Here is a 20,497-nt window from a genome sequence, read left to right as displayed (position 1 = left end):
TCAAACTCGTTTGATTCCAGTCATCAAAAAGCAAATCTTAGGGGATACGAAAGCATGTCCGGACATTCGAAATGGGCGACGATCAAACGTAAGAAAGACGCGATCGATTCAAAGCGCGGAGCCATATTTACTAGAGTAGGAAAAGAAATCACGGTCGCCGCAAGGATGGGAGGAGGAGATCCCGAAGGAAATCCAAGACTCAGACTCGCGGTGCTGAAGGCCAAGTCAGTGAACATGCCCAAAGACAATATAGAAAGGGCAATCAAAAAAGGAACGGGGGATTTGGAAGGAGTCACTTATGAAGAGTGTCTCTATGAATGTTTCGGACCCGGCGGGATCGCGATCATGGTTTCGGCGGTCACGGATAAAAAATCGAGAACGACTCCCGAGGTCAAAAGTATTCTTACGAAGCTCGGAGGTTCCCTTGCGACTTCCGGTTCCGTAAGTCGCTTATTCGAAAAGAAGGGCGTTATCGTTTTGGAATCCTCACAGATCAGCGAAGACGAACTCGTGGATCTCGCCGTGGGAGCCGGAGCCGAAGACGTAGTCAATGAAGGGGAAGTCTTTCGTGTGATCACGGCTCCGGACGATTATGAAGCCGTAATGCACGCTCTCAACGAGAAGGGACTCAAATCGGAAGAATCCGAGATTCGATACATCGCCCTGGTGAGCTCTGAAATTGCGGATAAAGAAACCGCGGAGAAAGTGATGAAGTTGATCGATCAACTGGATGGACACGACGATGTGACTTCCGTGACTTCCAATTTCGAACTTGCTCCTTCTCTCGAAAAAGAATTTGAATGATTCTTTGCTCCATTCTAAGATTCTTCTTTCCCTGATCGTTTCGGGAAAAGAAGAATCGAACTCCTTTTTCAAAACGATCCAGCCTTTTTCGGAAAATACAAAGTGAGAATCATAGGAATCGATCCCGGCTCGCATAGAGCCGGTTATGCGGTCTTGGAGAAAGCATCCTCTCAAATTCGGATTCTAACCTATGGAACCGTTGAAATTCCTCCAAGAACTCCGAGTCCGGAGAATCTTCTTCTCTTAAAAAAAGGGCTCAACGAAGTGTTGGAAGAATTTAGTCCGACGATCGCTTCCGTCGAAGAAATGTTCTTCGCTAAGAATAAAAAGACGGCTTCCCGTGTTTTCGAGTCGAGAGGCGTTCTTCTAATCACATTAGCAGAAAAGAATATTCAAATTTTAGAACCTACCGTTTCTCAGATCAAAAAAGGGACGACCGGAAGCGGAACCGCGGATAAAAAACAAGTTCGCCATGCGCTCAAACTTCTTTTGAACATCGATCTTTTGAAAGGCCACGATGATTCCTGGGACGCGGTCGCCGCCGCATATGTGGGACTTTCCATGAGTTCGAGTCCGTTGTTGAGAATTTTGAGATAGAAAAACGAAAGTTTTCTGTCTTCTTCGGTTTTGTAGGAGTTCCTACAATGGGATTTTTACTTGCAAAAAGTAGAATTCTCTGATATAGAAAAGTCTCACGCTTTTTTCCCGCGAACCCACCTCCACCACCCAAAATCAGGGTGGGGTGCGCGACTTTCACGGAGGAGCCGTCGTAGTTCCGACAAATTTATCTTTTGATTTGAGCACTTGCAATTCAGGAAATGTGCGGAGATGCGTTGCCCATCGAAAGGCAAAACAAAAGACCGAAGAATAAAATTCTTAAAACTCGAACGATGTTTCAGTCTGATCTTCAATCAATGAATTTCGGATCCTTCAAAAGGGAGTTTTGTTTTTTCGACATCTAACAAAGGCCCTAACTCATAGATATTCGTATATCCGTAGACCTTTCAGGAAACAAAGGTGGAGAGATTCGAAGAAGCACCCGGGTTTTTAGCGGCAAAGGCTTGCGGACTACCTTCAAAGTTATTATTGCAATCAATCAAAATCTTTGTATCAAAATTCGGAAAGATCTGGGCGAGGGATTCTTTTGTAAACTCTGTAAAGGGAAGATTGATCGCTCCTTGGATATGTCTGAGCTTGTATCTGGATTCGCTCCGCACGTCTAAAAGGATCACGTCTTTTTCGGTGATCATCTTTAAGAATTCTTTTTCCGTAAGACGTCTTGTCTCTCTTTCTTGTGCTGAAGAATTTACCGTTTTCCGAAATTTATCATAATCAATTAGGCGATTTGGGATCTTGTTCTGGTTGTTCAATGTACGTTTTCCATTTCCGATGATGATACTACTACAACAGACCATTAAAAGAAGAATCACGATATGTTTCATAAAAAGCTCCTCGAAAACCGTTACTCTCTTCCGTTTGCAAAATCCTTTGTCGGATTCGTTTTGGAAAATCAAAAAGGACCGAACAAACGGGAGTTTCCGTTTCTGAATGAAAAGAATCCAATCCGATCTTAGAAATCGAAATCCTTTTGTGGTGAATGGTAAAAAAAATTGATTCAATCGAGAGGAAGGATAAAAAATGGAGGAATCCGATGTTTCCTTTCGAAAAGTGGTTTTAAAGAAAACGAATTCCAAAAATTTAATTTTAAGAGGAAAAGACACATAACGTTATGAATGAAAATTCACTCCAAGGATTTGTAAAATCAAAAGAATGGAATTTACAATACATCATAGAAGGAGAAGGACCGGATGTTTTTGTGATAGGAAGCGCACTCTATTACGATCGAACCTTTTCCAAAGACATTCGAAAACATTGTAGAATGATTTTTGTCGATCATAGGGGTTACGCCGGCGGAAGTTCCTCCACGAAGAAAGAGGATTTTTCTTTGGAGATCATTCTGGACGATATGGAACTCGTTCGCAAAGAACTTGGTTTAGAAAAGATCATTTTGATCGGTCATTCGGGTCACGGTTATATGGCTCTGGAATATGCGAAAAAATATCCGCGGAACGTAAGTCATTTGATTTTGATGTGCCTGACTCCGGATTTATCAGAGAAAAGTCACGAACTCATTCAGTCACGTTTTCAAGAGACTGCGTCCGAAGATCGAAAGAAATATTTCGAAGAGAGGATGTCGAAATTACCCGAAGCCATCTCAAAAGATCCAAAGAATGCATTCCGGATATTTAATATATTTTCCGGTGCCAAGAGCTGGTATGATTTCAAATACGATTCGAGTAGACTCTGGGAAGGTATGGAAGTGAATACTGCGATGTTTGATCACGTTTGGGGGGAGATCTTTCGCGACATCGATATCAAGATCGGTCTTGAAAAGATCCAGGTTCCGGTATTTTTGGCGCTTGGACGACATGATTATCTGATGCCTCCCGCATATCTCTGGGATCCGATCGTTCCTCTTTTCGCCGACCTGAAGATTCAATTTTTTGAAAAGAGCGGACACACTCCTCAGTTGGAAGAACCGGAAGAGTTTGATTCAGCCGTTTTATCTTGGTTGAAAGAAAAGAAGGCGCTCTGAAATTTTATGAAGATACTTGCTTGAAAAGTTCGCTAATTGGAAATTTAAGAGAACGATTTCAAACGGTGACTCGGAGGTCGATTTGAAGAATTTTGTCTTCAAAAAAACCGAGCTTTCGTAGGAGTTCCTACAAAGATTCTTACTGTAAAATTTGCTTGGAGCGGACTTTGAGTCCGAAAGGAAGTAGAATTCGTCGTGACATTCATGAACGAAGATTCGCGGAAAACCAATCTTTTTGAGAAGAATCTATCTTTTGTTCGAGAGGAACTTTTTTTTCCAATTTTTCCTGAGCGCGACGGATCGAAGCGTTGATCATCGGATGAGAGATCGCCTCGTCGTTGATGCGAAATTTTTTCATAACTTCCACGATATTTTTTCCGCCAAGAGTTTGAAAAAGCTCTTCGTCTAACGATGAAAAAACGGTGACTTCCTTGAGTTGAAGTTTTAAAAATAAAGCCTGTTCGGTCTTTCTTTGTGGATAGTGTTCGCAGAAGATCGGAAATTGTCCCTGAATATCGACGAGCGAAATTTCATTCGCATAAGCTATGTTTGGTGAGTTTCTCTCTAAACCGAGGTTGGATCGAAAATTTTCGAAGGATTCTACAAACCAGAAAAGAAAGAGATGGTTTGGATTTTTGCGAAGTAGACGACGACATTTTTCAAATTTCGCTTCGCTGGAAATCCATACCTGATCGTTAACCGGAACAGAAGGTTCTTTCGATTTAAAAAAGCCGAACATCGGAATACGAATTGTGTGATTGAATTCTTAAGAGGCAAGAAAGAATTTTCCTCGAATAAATCGCCATTCTTACATTTGCATCTAAAAATTTTAGAACGGGGAACTCGGAAAAAGAAAAATACATTCTTTCATTCGCGAGGGGATCTCCTTTAGAATTCGATTCTTTTGAGAACCGATTACGAATTCATTTGGTGAAGAATCTGAAGTCCTCTCAGAGTGAGAAGCGGATCGATGCTATCGAAGATTCCCGGATGGGCCGCGTCAATTACGGTAACGAGCCCGCCGGTTCCGATGACTCGATAGTCCTGACCTTTGTCCCGTTTGATCTCGCGAATGATTCCTTCTAAAAGTCCGATCCATCCAAAAAAGAAGCCGGCTTGAATCGATTCGATTGTAGAATCTCCAAGTATTTTTTCGGGAGATTGAAAGACGATGGGAGGAAGCTGAGACGTATTTCTCGTGAGAGCGTCCATGGAAACTTTGAGACCGGGGGCGATCACTCCTCCCAAATATTCCGGTTTGTCGCTTACGACACAAAACGTCGTCGCGGTTCCTAAGTCGATGATGATGGATTTTCCCGGATTGTCAACGACCGCGGCGGCGGCGTTTACCAAACGATCCGCTCCGATTTCGTAAGGTCTCGGATAAGAAATGGTAAAAGGAAGTTTCATTTGATAGTTCACGTGAACCGCGTCGATCTTAAACCAATCTTGGAACATTCTATCTAAGATCGGATTTAACGTGGGAACGACGCTTGAGAAAATGCCGCCCGTAATTTTTTCGTTCTCGATCTTGAATTCTCGCAAAAATCCCCTGAAGAACAATCCGAGTTCGTCCGAGGTTCTGTCCTTTCGAGTAACAGTTCTTTTGTGAAAAAGGGGTGAGGTCTTTCCGTTTTCAAAAATTCCGAAGACCGTGTTTGTGTTTCCAACGTCGACAACTAAGAGCATTTTAGTTTAGAGAATGGAAATCGTCCGGACTGTCAATGAAATCCAGACGGGTTCCAGACGGAGTTTTTAGAATCAGGGAGCCGTTTTCCCCCAAACCCTCTAAAGTCGCCGTCTGAGGCGTTCCATTCTCCGTATAACTCACAGATTGTCCTTTCCAGAGAAGAAGTTCGTTTAACAAAATCAGTTCCTTTTTTCTTCCTTCCGAATCCTTCCAGAGAAGAATCGCCTCGTTTAAAGTCGGAATCAGCTTTTCTAAGATTTCGTTTTTTTTGCCTGCACGATCTGGATTCGTATTGAGAAACCCCGCGTCTGTGAGGTGTGAAGGAATCGTTTCTTTTTTCCCATAGAGATTGACACCGATTCCGATTATCAGAGTCACCGTGGAGCCGATGACTTCGGATTCTATTAGAATTCCTGCAACCTTTTTGTTACCGAGGTAGAGGTCGTTCGGCCATTTGATTTTGAGCTCCCTTGCCAATTCGGGATAAATGGAAAGAATCGCTTTGCAAACCGCGGTTCCGATAAAGAGGGAAAGCCCCGGTCCTCCGTCGAAATTTTCGAGACCGATTTTACCGGAAAAGATCAGAGATTCTTCCCCTAAAACTTCCCATTTTCTTTCACGTCGTCCCCTTCCTTCTGTTTGTTCCTCGGCGACGATCCAAGTTCCGTGCGGGAACTCCTCACTTTTGATAAGAGAATTGGTAGACGTTACAGAATTTAAAAAAATCCCCTTTTCCGGCTGGAGAAATACGTTTGGCATGGCCGATAAAATCATCCTACTTAGGGAATTCGCAAGAAGAAAATAGAGAAATGAAATCCGTATTATAAAATGAGGTGGAGAATTTGGATTGGAATTTGAAGCCAGTTTTCCCCTTTTTCTGATTCTATCTTAGAGAAGAATCCGGTTCGTATAACAAAAGTTTTACGAGAACATCCGATTCTCATTTCCGCTAAAATCACGAGCAAGTCTATAAATTGTTATATTTTTCTATAATTTGAATTGACACGTATTTTGTTTATATAACCAATTTTCAAATATGACATTTGGCTCACATAAACAAAAAACCTTTTTTCTTTCTTCTGTCCTTATTCTTTCGATTTCTTTTTTCCAGTGTAAACCGGAAGAGAAGAGCGATGATTCGGCCGCTTTACTCCTTTTAGGTGCTGGGGGAATTGTCCCGTCTACAAATACTACCGGGACTATAACAACTCCTCAAAATACAAATTTACGTGTCTTTGTTACGGCCGCTACTTATAACGGTAATTTGGGCGGCATAAACGGAGCGGATACAAAGTGCGCGAACGACGCCAATAAACCCACTTCTGGAACCTTTAAGGCGTTTATCACGGGAGACTCGGGTCCGGACGGTGTACGTTATGCATGTTTGAACGACGCAGTGAACTGTCCCACAAATCCGGTAGGTGGTACGAAGAATTGGGTACTGCAGGCGAATAAAAGTTATTACCGCATTGATCAGTCGACCGTAGTTTATACAACGAACGCAAATGGTTTCGTATCTACGATTCCGAATCAGTTGCAAGCTGGTGCGGCAGATTACTGGACGGGATTTGTACCGGGAGATGCAACCGACTGGTCAAGGTTGGAGTTTGGAAATTGCGAAGAGTGGACGTCTGACAATGCCATTAGTGAGGGCACGAAAGCATCCGCGACGGGGACGACGATTGTAAATATCAAAGGGAATTTATTTATCAGTTGCGATCAGTTTAAAAGTCTTCTCTGCGTAGAACAATAGGTTTCTTTTTCTGATATCGCTTCCCTTTGGAGACGTTCCTTTTTCTGCGAATCTGAGAAGGGACGATTTTGTCGGAACTACAACGAGTGCGATTTTTACTTGTAAAATTGCGATTTTGTGATAGAGGAAAGTCTCCCGAGGTTTTCCCGCCACCGCTCCCCTCCACCCAAAATCAGGGTGGGGCGCGCGACTTTCACAAGAAGAGCTGTCGGAGTTCCGACAAACTCTTCTTGTGAATCAATTCGCCTATAGACGAGGTTATTGAAAGAGGATTTGAGACGTTTCCTTTGATTTCGATAGAAAGAATTTTCTTTTGATCCAAATGTTTTTTTTGAATTCTTTGAAGTCCACTTTTTACGCTCAGTAAGTTCCCTTCTCCGAATGGATTCCCACATTCTTCCGCTTCCAAAATGGTTTATCCTTTCTTGCGGATTCGTTTGCCGATCTTTCCTTCTGGAAATTCCTACGGAGGCATCTGGAGAACGTCCAAAAAATCCCTCGAAATTGATTCTCGATTTCTCAAAATTCCACTCGCTCCAATGGGATTTTTCGCTTTGTATTCGATTGTATCTCTATGTCAAAAATTCTTCCATTGGTCGGCTTTAAAAATGAGCGCCGTAAAATGGTAAAATAGAATTCTTCTCGTGATGTCTACGGCTCGCGCACCTTTTCAAAAATGGGATTGGATCCTATAAAAAAAGCCCCGATTGCTCGGGGCTTTTTTTGTTCTTTCGTTTTCGAAAGGATTTCGACAAAGACTTGAGTAGTTTATAAAATTCTAAACTAATATCAACCTTTGTATCTTTCGATCAACATGGATCCAGCAATTCCACCGTGAGCACACGCAGTAATCACGACTTTGTTCGCTGAAGGATCTTCTTTTAAATCCATGATCGCGTTCGCAATCAAACGAATTCCGGTTGCGCCAAATGGGTGACCGATCGCGATGGATCCTCCGTTCGGGTTGATCTTCTTAGCGTCGAAAGATTTTTCCCAATCCCAACCGGTGTCCATTTTGATTTGTTCCAGAGCTCCCACAGCGGTAGCCGCGAACGCTTCGTGGATTTCTACGTAGTCGACGTCTTGGATCTTCAGGCCTACGTCAGCGAGAAGTGCTTCGGTCGCCGCCGCTTGTCCGATTCCCATGTTGTTTGGATGAACTCCTTTCATGCTCCAACCGGAAACAACCGCTTCGATTGTAAGACCGAGTTCTTTTGCTTTTTCAACGGTAGTAATGATCACACCCGCCGCTCCATCGGAACGAGGACTTGCGTTGAAGATAGAGACGGTAGGGCCGTGGGATTTTTTTAAATCTTTTGCATACTTCGTTTTGAATTCTTCGAATTTCATTCCAGGGTTATCAAACATCAGCATCGCGCGTCCCATACGAGTTGGGTTTTCCACTAAACCTTCACGGAGTCCGACCGCTTCGTCGATCGCGAGTTCGTTTCCGTCTTCGTCTTTCATAGGAATGATATAAGGAGCGTATTTTCCAGCTTTAGAAGCTTCTAATGCTCTTTTGAAAGATTCGAAGGCGAGTTTATCTTGGATTTCACGAGAAAGTCCGTAGTTTTGCGCTACGATCTCTGCGGTAACTTGCATACCGTAAGAAGTTTCCCCGTCCCCGAGTCCGTCTTCCAGAGTATCTCTCAGTTCCACACCTTCGGGAAGATTGTCCGGAAGAAGTTTTTTCAACTTATCCAGAGATCCCGCTTTTTTGTTTAAACGAGCGTTCTTAACGATAAAAGGCATGGAAGTTTGAGATTCTTCTCCGATCGCGAGGAACACTTCGCCTTCACCTAAAACGATTCTTCGAGCCGCTTCCGCAACCGCTTCCATCCCGGAAACGCAGTTGTTTGCAACTGTGATACAAGCGATCTCGTCTCTCATTCCGACGAGGTTTGCAATCACTCTTGCTGAGTTCGGCGCGTTGCTGAATCCTTCTCCAACGACAACTCCGTCGATTTGAGACGGTTTCAGTTTGCTTTTAGCGAGAATATCCTCTGCGACAATTTTACCCAGGTGGTGTCCTGGATATGGTCCGAGCGCTTTCGCGATCTGAGCAAAAGGAGTTCTTCTTGGTGTACAAATAGCCAATGGCTTTGCTAATTTCATTTTCTTTCTCCAGACTTCAAATTCTTAATCAATCAATCCTATATTCATTTTTGAGAATATTCATAATTCTCAACATACTCTCTCACGAGGTTTTGAAATTCTTCGGGTGCTTTTTTCGGTCTCGATTTCGAAACGGAGACGACCAATTGTTCGTCCTGCACCGCGAAATAACGCAAACCGGTTTCTACATCCGTAACTTCGTGCCTCATATAACTCCGGATCTTTTCAAATGAATGGATCCAGGTGCTCACCCGCACTTTTCTTCCCGCGGGGACGGGGTGGAAGAATCGAAAAACTCCTCCCATAAAAAACATCGTCGTATCCATTTCCACAAAACGATCCAAGGTCAGACCGGTTTGTGTGGAAAAAAACCATCGAGAATCCTCTACGATTCTCCAAAGATACGCAGGGTTGTATTCCCCGAAAATATTTCTCTCGCTATAGAGAGTGATCAATTCCGTATCCACCGTTTTGCAAGTCCCTTTAAAATCAGGAATCTGTGGAAACTGATCAAAACCGGAAATGTCCGATTTTTCGCCGGGAAGAAGATCGATCGTTCTTCCTTCTTTTTCCGAAACGGTAAGGGTTTTTATCTCCGCGGCCGGAGTTCCGGAATCCGAATACACTTTTTGATCCCAGAAGATCTTACCATCTTTAAGAGGAAATGCTTTCGTTTCCGTTTTGAGATCGGCTCCTTCCATTTGCTGAGCAAGGAATCGAATCTGAGATTCGAGAGGATGGATCGCAATCCCTTGAGACAAAATCTCCCTCAAAGAAAAACCGTTTTTTTCCAGGGCACGAAATCTGCCTTCCAGGCAGAAATTCTCATAAGTTCTACTGGTCACGTGTCTCTGCGTGTCCAGGTCGGAAATACGAGTCACGAGTTGAATTTCATCTCTGATCATTTCGTCCCTCCCTTTTTCTTTGTCGGAGAATCTGACCTTATTTCGCGACCCATAGGGAGCGAAATTGCATTCACCTCAGCGTGCCTCCGGAAGATTCTGACCTTAGTTTAGACCGGCCTAAATTTTGATCAAACAAAAAAATACAGAACGTTCGTTCTGTATTTTTAAGGAGTAGAATCAAAGTCATTGACAGGAGTTTTTTCGCATGGGAAATTAGTTACGTAAGATTTTTGGAATAATACCTTTAGATATGAAAGCTCAATCGCGCAAAAAGAAAGAATCCGGAATCGGCGTTCGGGAAAGAATTTTGGATACGGCGACTTCTCTTTTTTACAAACAGGGGTTTTCGAATACCGGAATGAGACAGATAATTCAAGAGTCCAATTCCGTAGCCGCGAGTCTTTACGATCATTATCCATCCAAAAAAGAATTGGGCCTCGCCTATTTGGCTCGCCAGGAAGAGAAAACTCTCAGCGACCTTCAAGGTTTGATGGATCGTTATCCCGATATGGCCGAATTCTTAAGAGCCTGGGTCATCCTCAAAGAAAAGCAGATTCGTCACGGAGAATTCTTCGGATGTCCCTTTGCCGGATTTGCGAGTCAGGTGATGGACGCGGATCCGGAGTATACCGAATTCTTAAAAGATATCGTCTCGAAATGGACGAGGATGATCAGCGACTATCTACAGAAGGCGATCGGTTCCGGTCAACTCAAACGAAGCATGGACATTCAATACGTAGCTCGGAGAATGTTGATGGCTTATCACGGTTCGGTGACGATGTGGAGAATGACTTTGGAACTTCGTTACATCCGCGAAATGGAAGATTCACTCCGAGAAATCGTCGAAGAATATAGAATTCTCTGAATATACACTAAATTCATTTTTTAGATTCGAATAAATTTTTATTCGAATTATATAATGAATCTCTTTTAAACCTGTTGCATTTTTTTAAGTCGTAGCCTTCCGAAAATCCAAGGTAAAATAACGTTTAGAAATCAATTCCGACTTGAAATTCGATCCGTCGAATGATTCTTTCCCATTCACCGAACAAAATCGAGCGTGCTGAATGAAAAAATACTTAACCTACCAAGACGAAGGTTCTCATAAATTTTGGAGTATCGAAGTTTCCGGAAATACGTTTACCGTTACTTTTGGAAAAATCGGCTCCGCCGGTCAGAGTTCCATCAAAGCATTTCACAATGAAACGGAATGTTTAAAAGAAGCCGAAAAGGTATTCCGCGAAAAGTTGAAAAAAGGATATGTCGAAGCCGAATTTACGGATCAAAAATCGACAACGGAGTCCATTCAAAAATTATTAAGCGATTCATTCTATCGATTCTTGAAGGTGAAAGTTAAAGATTTCGAAGAGTCAAAATACGCGAAAGTCTTTCAGAAAATCAACTGGGAAAAAGAAGCGGGCAAAGTGTTGCAATCCGTACGTTCTTATTGGGGAAAGCTAACGGAAAAAAAGGGAAAGCCAATCGGTATTTTCGATATCCGATGGGATGACGCCGGAACGCAATATTCGATCGAATTCGATTACGACACGGAAAGTAACGATCCCAAGAACGCGATGGAAGAAGGTTGTGTGGAAAACGAACCGGTGATTGACTTTTCGGATCTGATTCGAAACGATTTAAAAGAAGAACCCGAAGATATTTGGGGAACGATGGGCGAGGATTATACGGTAATGCAAGATATTCTTTGCAGAATGTCGACGGAAATCGTTTTACTCACTTTGAAAGAGGATTCATTTCAACAGATAGCAAAACAAACTCCGTATTACCTTATGTTCGCTTATTTTCACGACGATCAGGATTCGAACGTAATCTTTGATAGCTCCGGTAAAATTCGGAATTTACTCTATCCGGAACTTGAAAAGAAAAACATCGATTTGAGTAAATTTTATAAACCGGAATCTAAATCCATGTACGTAGACGATCGAAGTCTCGAAGAAATCCCGGACGGGATCGGAGATTATCAAGATCTGGAAACATTGTCGTTGTATACGAAGGCGGCAAAATTGCCGAATACGATCGAGTCTCTCCGAAATCTCAGGAAATTATCGATTTGCTCCAAGAAAACGACCGAGTTTCCGATTGAAATATGCAAATTAACTAATTTAGAATATCTTTATGTTTATACGGAAAAAATAAAAAAGCTTCCCGAGGAAATTGCCAATCTTGTGAATCTGAATCATTTGGATCTTTCCGGAAATAAACTCAAAGATCTTCCGAGAGGTTTTTCCAAATTGTCTATATTGGAAAAATTGAATCTTGCTGAAAATCAATTCGAAAAAATACCGACCCCTTTATACGGAATGAATTCCATCGAAGAATTGGATATTCGCAATAATCCTTTGTTGAATTTAGAGGGAATCAGCCAGCTTGCGGGTTTGAAAATCATCCGTATGTATTCGATCAGAATTCAAGAGTTAACATCCGAAATCGGTCAACTCAAGAACTGCATGTATTTCACTTTGACGGAAGCGGAAGTCGCGGAAATTCCGAAGGAAATCGGAGATATGGAATCCATGTACAGTCTTGAAATCTCCAAATCAAAAATCCGTTCCTTGCCGGATACTATCGGAAAACTCAAAAATTGTAAGTCGCTCGATCTCCGTAACAATCAAATCTTGTCCTTACCTGATTCGATCGGCGCTTTAGAAAGTTTAGAGCAATTATCGGTTGACTACAATCAATTGACCGACTTGCCTGAAAGTATTTATCAACTTAAAAAACTGAAAGAAATCAGTTTGTGGGGGAATCAGTTTCCATCGGAGCAAAAGGCGAAGATCGTTTCCCGTCTCAAGGAAAATATTCCTGAAATCCAGATCCGTATCGAAAAATGAAGACGAATGGAACGGATCGTAAAATGCGGTGTAAAAATTTTTCACAATCATTTTTCGAATCCTTTCCATTTTAGTAACCAGTCCAACATTCAGAACGAATCTACGTGTATGGAAAAGAAGATTTTACTGACGCTCGTTTCTGTGTTATTCCTATTCACAAGTTGTGCTCCCGTGGACGGCGACGATAAGGCAAAGAAAAAAGGAGGAAAGATGAAATACGAAGTGAACAAATCGGAAGAAGAATGGAAAAAAGAACTCACTCCTGAACAATATAAAATCTTAAGACAGAAGGGGACCGAGATGGCGTTCACCGGCGCCCTCTATAAGAATCACGAAAAAGGAACCTATCTTTGCGCCGCTTGCGGAGCCGCGCTCTTTTCGTCGGAAACAAAATATGAATCCGGATCGGGTTGGCCTTCTTTCTATCAGCCGGCAAAAGAAGAAGCCGTTGAAAAGGAAACCGACTCTAGTCATGGGATGACCAGAACGGAAGTGGTTTGTGCAAGATGTGGTGGGCATTTGGGACATGTATTTCCTGACGGACCAAGACCGACCGGACTTAGGTATTGTATCAATTCTGCATCTTTGAAGTTTAAGAAAGAATAAGAATTTGAAAGCTTCCGGGAAGGGTTCCCGACCCGGAAAAATTCCCGCTCCCGTTTTTTGATTTTCAGCAGTGGCGAAGGGGAAAATAATACCTAAAACCGGAATCCCCCGGGAGCAACTCAATGAATGATCATCTCGCTTACGTATCCGACAATCGCTCCGTCCGCAATCCTATTCTTCAATACTTAGCCGAGATATGGTATACGATTCTCTATCTTTGGCACGCTATCTTAGGAATTTTTACCGAATTAGAAGATTCTCCGGAAGGAGAAAAACGCCCCGTCGTCTTGGTTTCCGGATTCTTAGGAAGAACTCTTTCTTGGGAATCGATGCGTAAACATCTACGAGAGAATGGACATCCCGTGTATGTAGTACCTCTCGGATTTCAGGTGGGAAATATTCGAAGAAAGAGCCAGATCTTAGAGGACTACTTGGTTCAAAAAGATATTAAGGATTGTTATATCGTAGGTCATTCGATGGGAGGTTTGATCGCTTCCGGTCTTACTTATAAAGGAAGAGATCGAGTGAAAAAAATCTTCATCTCCGGAACGCCTGTTCACGGAACGTATCTCGCTTATATCGCTCCGATCTTTATCAGCGCCTGGCAGATGATGCCCGGTTCTAAGTTCCTTCAAGAAGCGGTGGAAATTTTTGGAAAACTACCTAACGTGCAATCCGTATTTTCGAAAAAAGATCAGATTGTGATCCCTTCCGAAAATTCAAGGCTTGGGCATTTCGACGACGTGGAACTTCCGGAGCTGGGACATCTCAATCTTTTCATGGGTCCCTTGGGTATTGAATGTCTTTTTGATCTTATCACGGCCGAAGAGAATAAGGATCCAAAACCGATTCAAAAGAAAGCGGAAGTAGTGAAGTCCGAAACGGAAAGTCGTCGTACTGTTTCCGGTAAAAAAGTTGAATCGACTTCGAATCGGAAATCCGTTTCGAAGACGAAGAAGGCGTCGCCTAAAAAGTCGATCGCCAAAAAGAAATCTCCGGTTAAGAAAAAGAAGAAATAGAGTTTTCTTTTCTGATCGATTTCTTGGAGAATTTCGATCTTTTTTGTTTCCTGCGTTGCACCGTTCTCATTGTCTTTTTCGGATCGTTTTGATATTTTTCCCGAACTTCGTTTAAGCATTTTTTCCGTATTCAAAACTTTCCGGGAAATGATCTCCTTGATTTGATTTTGTTCATTCCAATCTGAATTTGGTAAAGATCGCAAAATTCTTGATCTTCCTTAAGAGCGATTCTAAATTAACTTACATCGAATTTGATTGAACCAAATCACTGTTATAGTCGAGCATACTTGTGGATAAAGATGGGGGAAAGGACACGTGAAAACGAATCTAAAGTTTCTCGATGCCGATACGGGATTCCAATCCGATTGTGGTGATAGTCTTGTCATTCAAGAATCATCCGAATCCCTTGGATGGGACGGAATCGTGCTTGAAATCGGAAGTAGTCCTGAATTCTATCCGGTCAATATCTATACTCCTTATTTTTACTTTGCTTTAGATACTGGCGGCCTTCGTTGGAAGACGCGAAAGAACGGAGTCGATCTGGACCTTCATACCGAAGTCGGTCAGATTTGGATGAATCCTCCGTACGTTCCTTTTACACATTCCATAAAAGAAGAATGTCATTTTACGATCTTAGCAATCGAAGAGGATCGATTGCTCAATGCGACACGAGTTCTTTCGGAGAGGGACAAAAAATCCCTCGTATTTCTCAACACTTACAACGTTGAAGATAACGTTTTAAAACACTTTATCGAACTCTTCGTTTTAGAAATGAGAGCCAAAGGTAGAAACCAATCGTCCTATTTGGAATCTCTCTTGGCGAGCTTTGCGGAATACTTCTTAAAAAATTATTCCAACTATTTGGATGCACCGGATCAGGAGGTATCGAGACTCAGCGAAACCAATCTCGATACGATCAAAAAAATGATCTTAGAAGAAATTTCCGAAAAAATCATGATCGAGGATATGGCCGCAGAAATCGGGATGAGTAAATTTCATTTTCTCAGAGAGTTTAAAAAGACGACCGGGGAAACTCCCTATCAATTCGTTCTAAAAGTTCGTCTCTCCGAAGCGGAAAGACTCTTAATGGAATCGAATAGCAAAATTTCCGATATTGCGTATGAACTCGGTTTTAACGATCAGAGTCATTTCACCAATGCGTTTCGAAAAGCGAAAGGAATCTCTCCGCAATCGTTTCGAAAGAGCAAGATTTTACAAACTCCGGGCAATCGTTTACAAGAATAAAAGTCGAATCTCGCGTATCCTTAACCACAAAGAGGATACTATGAAACTTACCAAACGAATCGTTTTTTTTATAGGCGCGTTGATCGTTGCTTGCGGAAATGAAAATGCGGACAAGCTCCAAATTCAATCAGCGGTAGAAACCGTTTTCAAGAGCGCCGATCAAAGAGATTGGGAAAAACTCAAATCCGTATTCGCGGAAAAAATTTATCTTGATTACACTTCGCTCGCCGGCGGTCAGCCCGCGGAAATCAGCGCGAACAAAGTGATCGACTCTTGGAAAAACTTTCTTCCGGGATTCTATAGCACACATCATCAAGTCGGGAACTTCCAAGTAGAAAAAAAAGGGAATGAAGCGATCGTCAAATTTTCCGGGATTGCATTACACTATCTTCCCGTGGAAACGGGCGGATCGGAATGGGTCGTTACCGGAACTTATGAATTCAAATTGAGGAAAACGGAAAATCGAAATTGGACGATTCATTCCATGAAATTCAATTTGGAACACCAAAGTGGGAATCGGAATCTCGGATCATCTGCGATAGAAAACGTAAAGAATCGTAAAAAATACCCTTCTCACCCAGTCTCAGTCGAGTCTGAACAGATTGTATCAAAGTTTTTTCGTTCATTAGAAAATAAAAATATTCCGGAATTCTTAACTGTTTGGAGTCAAGCCGGAGTCCAAAGAATGCCACTTTCCCCGTCTAACTTTCCGAAAGAACTCGTCGGAATTTCGATGATCAAAAATCAATACTCTGGTCTTCCGGATAATTTTAATTCGATGAAATTCCCTTATAAAATATTCCCCACCGAAAAAGAAAACAAGGTGATCGTTTCCTATTCCGGAACGATATCTTTGAAAGCCGGCGGAGAATACAATAACAACTACGTCGGAATATTCGAGTGGAAGAATGGAAAAATCGAGAAATTCACGGAATATTTCGATCCGGAGATCTTAGAGAAAGCGTTCGGAAAAAAATTACAAGAAAGCTTCTCTGTGGAAAGCGGAACTCGTAAGGTAGAATTTCCGAGCCAAGGATTGAAACTTGTTGGAAAAATTCATCTGCCGGTCGATTTCGATGAAAGAAAAAAATACGTTGGAGTGATCGTAACCGGAAGTTGGACGACAGTAAAGGAACAAATGTCCGATTTGTATGCTCGCAAACTTGCCGAAGAAGGATTTGTCGCGCTTACGTTTGATTTTAGAAATTACGGAGAAAGTGAGGGAGAACCGCGGAATTATGAAAAGCCAGAGCTAAAAATACAAGATATAAAAAATGCCGCTCAGTATATGCAAACGTTATCATATATCAATTCTGTGAACGGATTGGCAATCTGTGCGAGTTCCGGATATGTAGGCGAGGCGTTGGCGAGAGGATTAAAACTGAGGAGAGTTGCATTTGTAGCGCCTTGGCTTCACGATAAGGAGCTGACCGAACTCGTCTACGGAGGTGCGGAAGGCATCAAAAAATTAAAGGAACAAAGCGACCGAGCGGAAAAATTGTACAAACAATCCAACAAAGTAGAATACGTTCCCTCCGTAAGCGCAACGGATCCAACCGCGGCGATGTTCGGTCCGTTCGATTACTATCTCAACGAAAAGAGGGGAAAAATTCGAGAATGGGGAAACCAATTTGCCGTAATGGCTTGGAGAGATTGGTTGGAGTTTGATCCGATTCCGGATGCAAAAAAAATCAAAACTCCGATTCTTTTGATTCATAGTAAGGAAGCCGCGATTCCGAAAGGAGCCGAACGTTTTTACAAGAATTTAAGCGGCGAAAAAGAAATCGTCTGGGTAGAAAAAGCGACACAATTCGACTTTTACGATCAAGAGCCTTATACGACGAACGCAGTCAAAAAAGTCAAGGAATGGTTTTTAAAATAATCGATCGATTCAAATCGAATAAAAAAGCCGCCTTGGAGGTTTTCACCCCGCAAGACGGCTTAAAAGATATTTAAAAATTATAAATTTCTAAATTAGAATCTGTCGTTTTTCGGTTTTGCAACGTTTACTTTTAAGTTACGTGCAAGAACGTTTTTTCCGTCCAGATCTTTGATAGCTTTGTCAGCTTCGTCTTTATTCGGCATTTCAACGAAAGCGAAACCTTTTGATTTTCCGGAATACTGATCGGTTATGATCTTAACAGAATTAACTGCTCCGTGTGCTCCGAAAAGTTCGTTTAACTTTCCTTCAGTGATGTCGTAAGACAGGTTTCCTACATAAATGTTAACAGACATATTTTTCCTCGTGTCGTTATGAATTAGATCAAGTTATCTTGATTTAAAAACAGCATTTCCCGGTATGTTGGGAGGTAGAAAAATTTTAGAGATGCAGGACTTAAAAAGAAGAGCAAACTTTAAGATAGGACTACGTTCAGAAGTTAGAAAATCGATTGAATAACTGGAATTCTTTGTCCATACTATCGGCAGAATTTTCTTTGGCAATACTAATTTCTTAAACTTTAATATTTGTTAGGGGATTCACGAATGAAATTCGAGTCGGAACGGTTGATTTTGAGGGAATGGGAGGAAAGAGATCGTATTCCATTTGCGGAAATGTGTTCCGATCCGCTTGTGATGAAATACTTTCCTTCGATTCTTACGAGGGAAGAATCCGACCGAATCATCGCGAAAGTTGAAAATCACTTTCAAAAGTTCGGATATGGACTTTGGGTTTTAGAAACAAAGCGGAATCGAGAATTTATCGGTTTTACCGGTTTTATGAACGTCGGTTTTTCTTCCTTTTTTACACCCGCTGTCGAGATCGGCTGGAGATTGCATTCTTCCTTTTGGAACTATGGTTATGCGACGGAAGCCGCCAACGCCTGTCTTCGATACGGATTTTCTACGCTGAAACTACCGGAAATCGTTTCTTTTACCTCCGTCCTCAATGAAAAGTCCCGTTCCGTCATGGAACGCATTGGTTTGAAGGAGATCGGATTCTTCTCTCACCCAAATCTTCCGAAAGACCACATTCTCTGCAAACACGTCCTCTACAAAATCTCCGGATCGGAATGGCCAGATATCGAACGGAAATCGACGAGACGTCCTGACTTTGGGTAAGAATCCGGATTTACCGAAACGCTCAAAACTCTTTCAGTCCCATTTCCGGATTCAAATCGAATTCTTTTTTCTCTCCCGGTGATTTTTTTTCTTGCCAAAACGTACACTATTAACTAACGTTGTTCATTAGTAAGCTAACGCCGTTCATTAAGGAGAACGTTATGGAAGTGAAAAATAACTCTTCATCCAACCCGAGAGAAACTCTCGGAGCCGTTCGAGAAACTCTCTCGGATGCGACCTTTGACAATCCTGCCTACAAAGGGATTGGCTACTTCTTCAGAGATTTGTTTTTTTTCGGGCTCGTCGTAGTCCTTCTCTGGAATGTGAATACCTGGTATCTTCTTCCGTTTCTATGGTTTTTTGCGGGTATGACGATCGCCGCGTTGTTTGTAGTCGGGCATGACTGCGCGCACGAAGCACTTTTTAAGAATAAATATCTTCGTTATTGGATCGGTCAGATCGCGATGTTGCCGTCTTTACACGCTTACAATCAGTGGGCCTACGGTCACAATAGAATCCATCACGGACACACGATCAAAAGAGGCGGGGATTTCGTATGGCACCCTGCCACTGCGGAAGAATATTCTAAATTTGGAATATTCAAAAAAATGATGCATCGATTTTTCTGGTCGGCTTGGGGAGGCGGTTTTTACTACATGATCGAAGTGTGGTTAAAGGGAATGGTCCTTTTTACGGCGCCGATGAAAGAAGCCGGAAGAGATAAATGGATCATGCTTTCTTTCGCTTTTCTTTCTTCCGGTTTGGTGTTTTATTTCGGTGGATCGGCGACGGAAGGCGTTTTTGACGCCGGAGCCGGATTTTGGATGTTTACAAAGGTTTGTTTGGTTCCTTTTATCGCTTGGAACTATTTTATGGGAATCACCGTCTATGTGCATCACATTCATTCCGAAATTCCTTGGAAGACGAAGGACGAATGGACTCCTTATTACGGACAAATGAAAGGAACGATCAATTATCATATCAATCCGATCATGAACTTCTTCTTTCACAATATTTTCATTCACATGCCGCACCACGTTCATATGAAAATTCCTTTTTACAATCTTAATCGCGCCCTGGAAGAAATCAAGGCGGTCTATGGGGAGAATGTTCAGGAAAGAGATACGATCTTCGGTGATTATTTCAAATCGACTTCTCGCTGTAAGGTGATCGATTCGGAAACTGGAAAGTGGATGACTTACAAGGAAGCTCGCAATTCTATAGAAAACGAGGAATTGGAAGTAAGTCCCGCATAATTTCTCAATTTGTTTATTTCGAACTTCCTCGAGAGTGAAATTTCGGGAAGTTCGGATGTATCGAATAGGAAAAGATCGCCTTCTTCGTTTTATCGTCGGTGATCTTTTTTCTTTTTGTCGAGATGATAAGTGAGAGCTATCGAAATACAAACACTCAGCTCTTTTGTGGGAATCGGATCCTTTATGTTCAGTAGAATACAACGATTCCCTTCCAATTTGATCTTTTTCGGAAAAAGTTCGCGGAACGTTTCGACAAGATTGGTCTGACAATGAAAAAAAAGAGCGTAGGTATTTTCCATCGATGAGATCCGATCGATCCGGATCGTACTTCCGCTTTTCGTATGCGGAGTCAGATAACTGGGTTGTCCCCATTTTAAGGTTTCTTCCAGATCTCCAACCCCTTCGGTCGTTTTTGCGATTTTGAAGATCAATTCTCTTATACTCAATAATCGTTCTCGAATCTCCTTGGGATAATTCCGGAAGACTTCCGCGACGAGTGGATTTTTAAAGTTTTGGGACATCTGGTTTTGTTTTGCGATCTACGTGGTTCGAAACCGAAAACTCTCCGGAACCGAGGGCGAACCAAAGAATTTTTT

19 protein-coding genes and 2 pseudogenes are annotated in these 20,497 nt (G+C 42.1%); 12 read left to right on the top strand and 9 right to left on the bottom strand.

What is annotated here, in order from left to right; genetic code table 11:
* The first annotated feature begins 54 nt into the window (after nt 1-54).
* Together DLM75_RS21450 and DLM75_RS21445 are read left to right on the top strand one after the other, a co-directional pair.
* Complete coding sequence (locus DLM75_RS21450; RefSeq protein WP_118970549.1) at nt 55-804, top strand: YebC/PmpR family DNA-binding transcriptional regulator; 750 nt, start codon at nt 55-57, stop codon at nt 802-804.
* Between the two features lie 102 nt (nt 805-906).
* Complete coding sequence (locus tag DLM75_RS21445; RefSeq protein ID WP_118970548.1) at nt 907-1,401, top strand: crossover junction endodeoxyribonuclease RuvC; 495 nt, start codon at nt 907-909, stop codon at nt 1,399-1,401.
* 314 nt (nt 1,402-1,715) lie between these two features.
* Here DLM75_RS21445 and DLM75_RS21435 read toward each other — a convergent pair.
* Nucleotides 1,716-2,219: pseudogene (locus DLM75_RS21435) on the bottom strand (rhodanese-like domain-containing protein).
* A gap of 314 nt (nt 2,220-2,533) precedes the next feature.
* On the opposite strand from DLM75_RS21435, the gene DLM75_RS21430 reads away from it, so the two are divergent.
* Nucleotides 2,534-3,400, top strand: a complete 867-nt coding sequence (locus DLM75_RS21430; protein ID WP_118970546.1) for an alpha/beta fold hydrolase — start codon at nt 2,534-2,536, stop codon at nt 3,398-3,400.
* A gap of 202 nt (nt 3,401-3,602) precedes the next feature.
* Here the strand turns inward: DLM75_RS21430 and DLM75_RS21425 are convergent, their stop codons facing one another.
* The 3 genes from DLM75_RS21425 to DLM75_RS21415 all read right to left on the bottom strand — a co-directional run bounded on the left by DLM75_RS21425 (nt 3,603) and on the right by DLM75_RS21415 (nt 5,849).
* Complete coding sequence (locus DLM75_RS21425) at nt 3,603-4,139, bottom strand: hypothetical protein (protein WP_118970545.1); 537 nt, start codon at nt 4,137-4,139, stop codon at nt 3,603-3,605.
* A gap of 176 nt (nt 4,140-4,315) precedes the next feature.
* Nucleotides 4,316-5,089, bottom strand: a complete 774-nt coding sequence (locus tag DLM75_RS21420; protein WP_118970544.1) for a type III pantothenate kinase — start codon at nt 5,087-5,089, stop codon at nt 4,316-4,318.
* Nucleotide 5,090: 1 nt separating this feature from the next.
* The gene (locus DLM75_RS21415) at nt 5,091-5,849 is read right to left on the bottom strand and encodes a biotin--[acetyl-CoA-carboxylase] ligase (RefSeq protein WP_118970543.1); all 759 of its coding nucleotides are present in this window, start codon (nt 5,847-5,849) and stop codon (nt 5,091-5,093) included.
* A 277-nt stretch (nt 5,850-6,126) separates the two neighbouring features.
* On the opposite strand from DLM75_RS21415, the gene DLM75_RS21410 reads away from it, so the two are divergent.
* A complete protein-coding gene (locus DLM75_RS21410; RefSeq protein WP_118970542.1) occupies nt 6,127-6,843 on the top strand; it encodes a DUF1554 domain-containing protein in 717 nt (238 codons plus the stop codon).
* Nucleotides 6,844-7,632: 789 nt separating this feature from the next.
* On the opposite strand, the gene DLM75_RS21390 is transcribed toward DLM75_RS21410, so the two are convergent.
* Nucleotides 7,633-8,958 (bottom strand): thiolase family protein, encoded by a 1,326-nt coding sequence (locus tag DLM75_RS21390; protein WP_118970538.1) that lies wholly within the window; start codon nt 8,956-8,958, stop codon nt 7,633-7,635.
* A 44-nt stretch (nt 8,959-9,002) separates the two neighbouring features.
* A complete protein-coding gene (locus DLM75_RS21385; protein ID WP_118970537.1) occupies nt 9,003-9,863 on the bottom strand; it encodes an acyl-CoA thioesterase in 861 nt (286 codons plus the stop codon).
* A gap of 250 nt (nt 9,864-10,113) precedes the next feature.
* Here DLM75_RS21385 and DLM75_RS21380 point away from each other — a divergent pair, with 250 nt between their 5' ends.
* The 6 genes from DLM75_RS21380 (at nt 10,114) to DLM75_RS21355 (ending at nt 17,467) form a co-directional block, all read left to right on the top strand.
* Nucleotides 10,114-10,728, top strand: coding sequence for a TetR/AcrR family transcriptional regulator (locus tag DLM75_RS21380; RefSeq protein WP_118970536.1), 615 nt, complete (start codon nt 10,114-10,116; stop codon nt 10,726-10,728).
* 202 nt (nt 10,729-10,930) lie between these two features.
* Nucleotides 10,931-12,715, top strand: coding sequence for a leucine-rich repeat domain-containing protein (locus DLM75_RS21375; RefSeq protein WP_118970535.1), 1,785 nt, complete (start codon nt 10,931-10,933; stop codon nt 12,713-12,715).
* A gap of 210 nt (nt 12,716-12,925) precedes the next feature.
* The gene (gene msrB / locus DLM75_RS21370) at nt 12,926-13,321 is read left to right on the top strand and encodes a peptide-methionine (R)-S-oxide reductase MsrB (RefSeq protein WP_193989137.1); all 396 of its coding nucleotides are present in this window, start codon (nt 12,926-12,928) and stop codon (nt 13,319-13,321) included.
* A 122-nt stretch (nt 13,322-13,443) separates the two neighbouring features.
* Nucleotides 13,444-14,340, top strand: coding sequence for an esterase/lipase family protein (locus DLM75_RS21365; RefSeq protein ID WP_118970534.1), 897 nt, complete (start codon nt 13,444-13,446; stop codon nt 14,338-14,340).
* Between the two features lie 315 nt (nt 14,341-14,655).
* Nucleotides 14,656-15,585, top strand: a complete 930-nt coding sequence (locus tag DLM75_RS21360; RefSeq protein WP_118970533.1) for a helix-turn-helix domain-containing protein — start codon at nt 14,656-14,658, stop codon at nt 15,583-15,585.
* Between the two features lie 40 nt (nt 15,586-15,625).
* Nucleotides 15,626-17,467 (top strand): nuclear transport factor 2 family protein, encoded by a 1,842-nt coding sequence (locus DLM75_RS21355; RefSeq protein ID WP_158586502.1) that lies wholly within the window; start codon nt 15,626-15,628, stop codon nt 17,465-17,467.
* Nucleotides 17,468-17,559: 92 nt separating this feature from the next.
* Here DLM75_RS21355 and rbp read toward each other — a convergent pair whose 3' ends face one another.
* Nucleotides 17,560-17,820, bottom strand: a complete 261-nt coding sequence (gene rbp / locus DLM75_RS21350) for an RNA-binding regulator (protein ID WP_069606220.1) — start codon at nt 17,818-17,820, stop codon at nt 17,560-17,562.
* 33 nt (nt 17,821-17,853) lie between these two features.
* Nucleotides 17,854-18,033 (bottom strand): annotated as a pseudogene (locus DLM75_RS24565) (hypothetical protein); the annotation flags it as partial.
* Nucleotides 18,034-18,069: 36 nt separating this feature from the next.
* On the opposite strand from DLM75_RS24565, the gene DLM75_RS21345 reads away from it, so the two are divergent.
* Nucleotides 18,070-18,645 carry a GNAT family N-acetyltransferase gene (locus DLM75_RS21345; RefSeq protein ID WP_118970531.1) on the top strand — a complete coding sequence of 192 codons (576 nt, stop codon included), beginning with the start codon at nt 18,070-18,072 and terminating at the stop codon, nt 18,643-18,645.
* A gap of 161 nt (nt 18,646-18,806) precedes the next feature.
* Entirely contained in the window at nt 18,807-19,901 is a 1,095-nt protein-coding gene (locus DLM75_RS21340; protein ID WP_118970530.1) for a fatty acid desaturase, read from the top strand.
* Between the two features lie 89 nt (nt 19,902-19,990).
* Here the strand turns inward: DLM75_RS21340 and DLM75_RS21335 are convergent, their stop codons facing one another.
* A complete protein-coding gene (locus tag DLM75_RS21335) occupies nt 19,991-20,422 on the bottom strand; it encodes a DUF1801 domain-containing protein (protein ID WP_118970529.1) in 432 nt (143 codons plus the stop codon).
* Between the last annotated feature and the right edge of the window lie 75 nt (nt 20,423-20,497).

Source organism: Leptospira stimsonii, assembly GCF_003545885.1.
In the GTDB taxonomy this organism is placed as follows: Bacteria; Spirochaetota; Leptospiria; order Leptospirales; family Leptospiraceae; genus Leptospira; species Leptospira stimsonii.
Note: the sequence above shows the minus strand (reverse complement) of the source record. Positions and strands in the feature narration are given on the sequence as shown.

Bases quoted from the DNA above. Each gene is read 5' to 3' on its own strand.
- DLM75_RS21410 (WP_118970542.1), top strand. From the start codon at position 6,127: ATGACATTTGGCTCACATAAACAAAAAACCTTTTTTCTTTCTTCTGTC.
- DLM75_RS21340 (WP_118970530.1), top strand. From the start codon at position 18,807: ATGGAAGTGAAAAATAACTCTTCATCCAACCCGAGAGAAACTCTCGGA.
- DLM75_RS21380 (WP_118970536.1), top strand. From the start codon at position 10,114: ATGAAAGCTCAATCGCGCAAAAAGAAAGAATCCGGAATCGGCGTTCGG.
- DLM75_RS21375 (WP_118970535.1), top strand. From the start codon at position 10,931: ATGAAAAAATACTTAACCTACCAAGACGAAGGTTCTCATAAATTTTGG.
- DLM75_RS21390 (WP_118970538.1), bottom strand. From the start codon at position 8,958: ATGAAATTAGCAAAGCCATTGGCTATTTGTACACCAAGAAGAACTCCT.
- DLM75_RS21335 (WP_118970529.1), bottom strand. From the start codon at position 20,422: ATGTCCCAAAACTTTAAAAATCCACTCGTCGCGGAAGTCTTCCGGAAT.
- DLM75_RS21430 (WP_118970546.1), top strand. From the start codon at position 2,534: ATGAATGAAAATTCACTCCAAGGATTTGTAAAATCAAAAGAATGGAAT.
- DLM75_RS21415 (WP_118970543.1), bottom strand. From the start codon at position 5,849: ATGCCAAACGTATTTCTCCAGCCGGAAAAGGGGATTTTTTTAAATTCT.
- DLM75_RS21420 (WP_118970544.1), bottom strand. From the start codon at position 5,089: ATGCTCTTAGTTGTCGACGTTGGAAACACAAACACGGTCTTCGGAATT.
- DLM75_RS21385 (WP_118970537.1), bottom strand. From the start codon at position 9,863: ATGATCAGAGATGAAATTCAACTCGTGACTCGTATTTCCGACCTGGAC.
- msrB (WP_193989137.1), top strand. From the start codon at position 12,926: ATGAAATACGAAGTGAACAAATCGGAAGAAGAATGGAAAAAAGAACTC.
- DLM75_RS21345 (WP_118970531.1), top strand. From the start codon at position 18,070: ATGAAATTCGAGTCGGAACGGTTGATTTTGAGGGAATGGGAGGAAAGA.
- DLM75_RS21450 (WP_118970549.1), top strand. From the start codon at position 55: ATGTCCGGACATTCGAAATGGGCGACGATCAAACGTAAGAAAGACGCG.
- DLM75_RS21355 (WP_158586502.1), top strand. From the start codon at position 15,626: ATGAAACTTACCAAACGAATCGTTTTTTTTATAGGCGCGTTGATCGTT.
- DLM75_RS21425 (WP_118970545.1), bottom strand. From the start codon at position 4,139: ATGTTCGGCTTTTTTAAATCGAAAGAACCTTCTGTTCCGGTTAACGAT.
- DLM75_RS21365 (WP_118970534.1), top strand. From the start codon at position 13,444: ATGAATGATCATCTCGCTTACGTATCCGACAATCGCTCCGTCCGCAAT.
- rbp (WP_069606220.1), bottom strand. From the start codon at position 17,820: ATGTCTGTTAACATTTATGTAGGAAACCTGTCTTACGACATCACTGAA.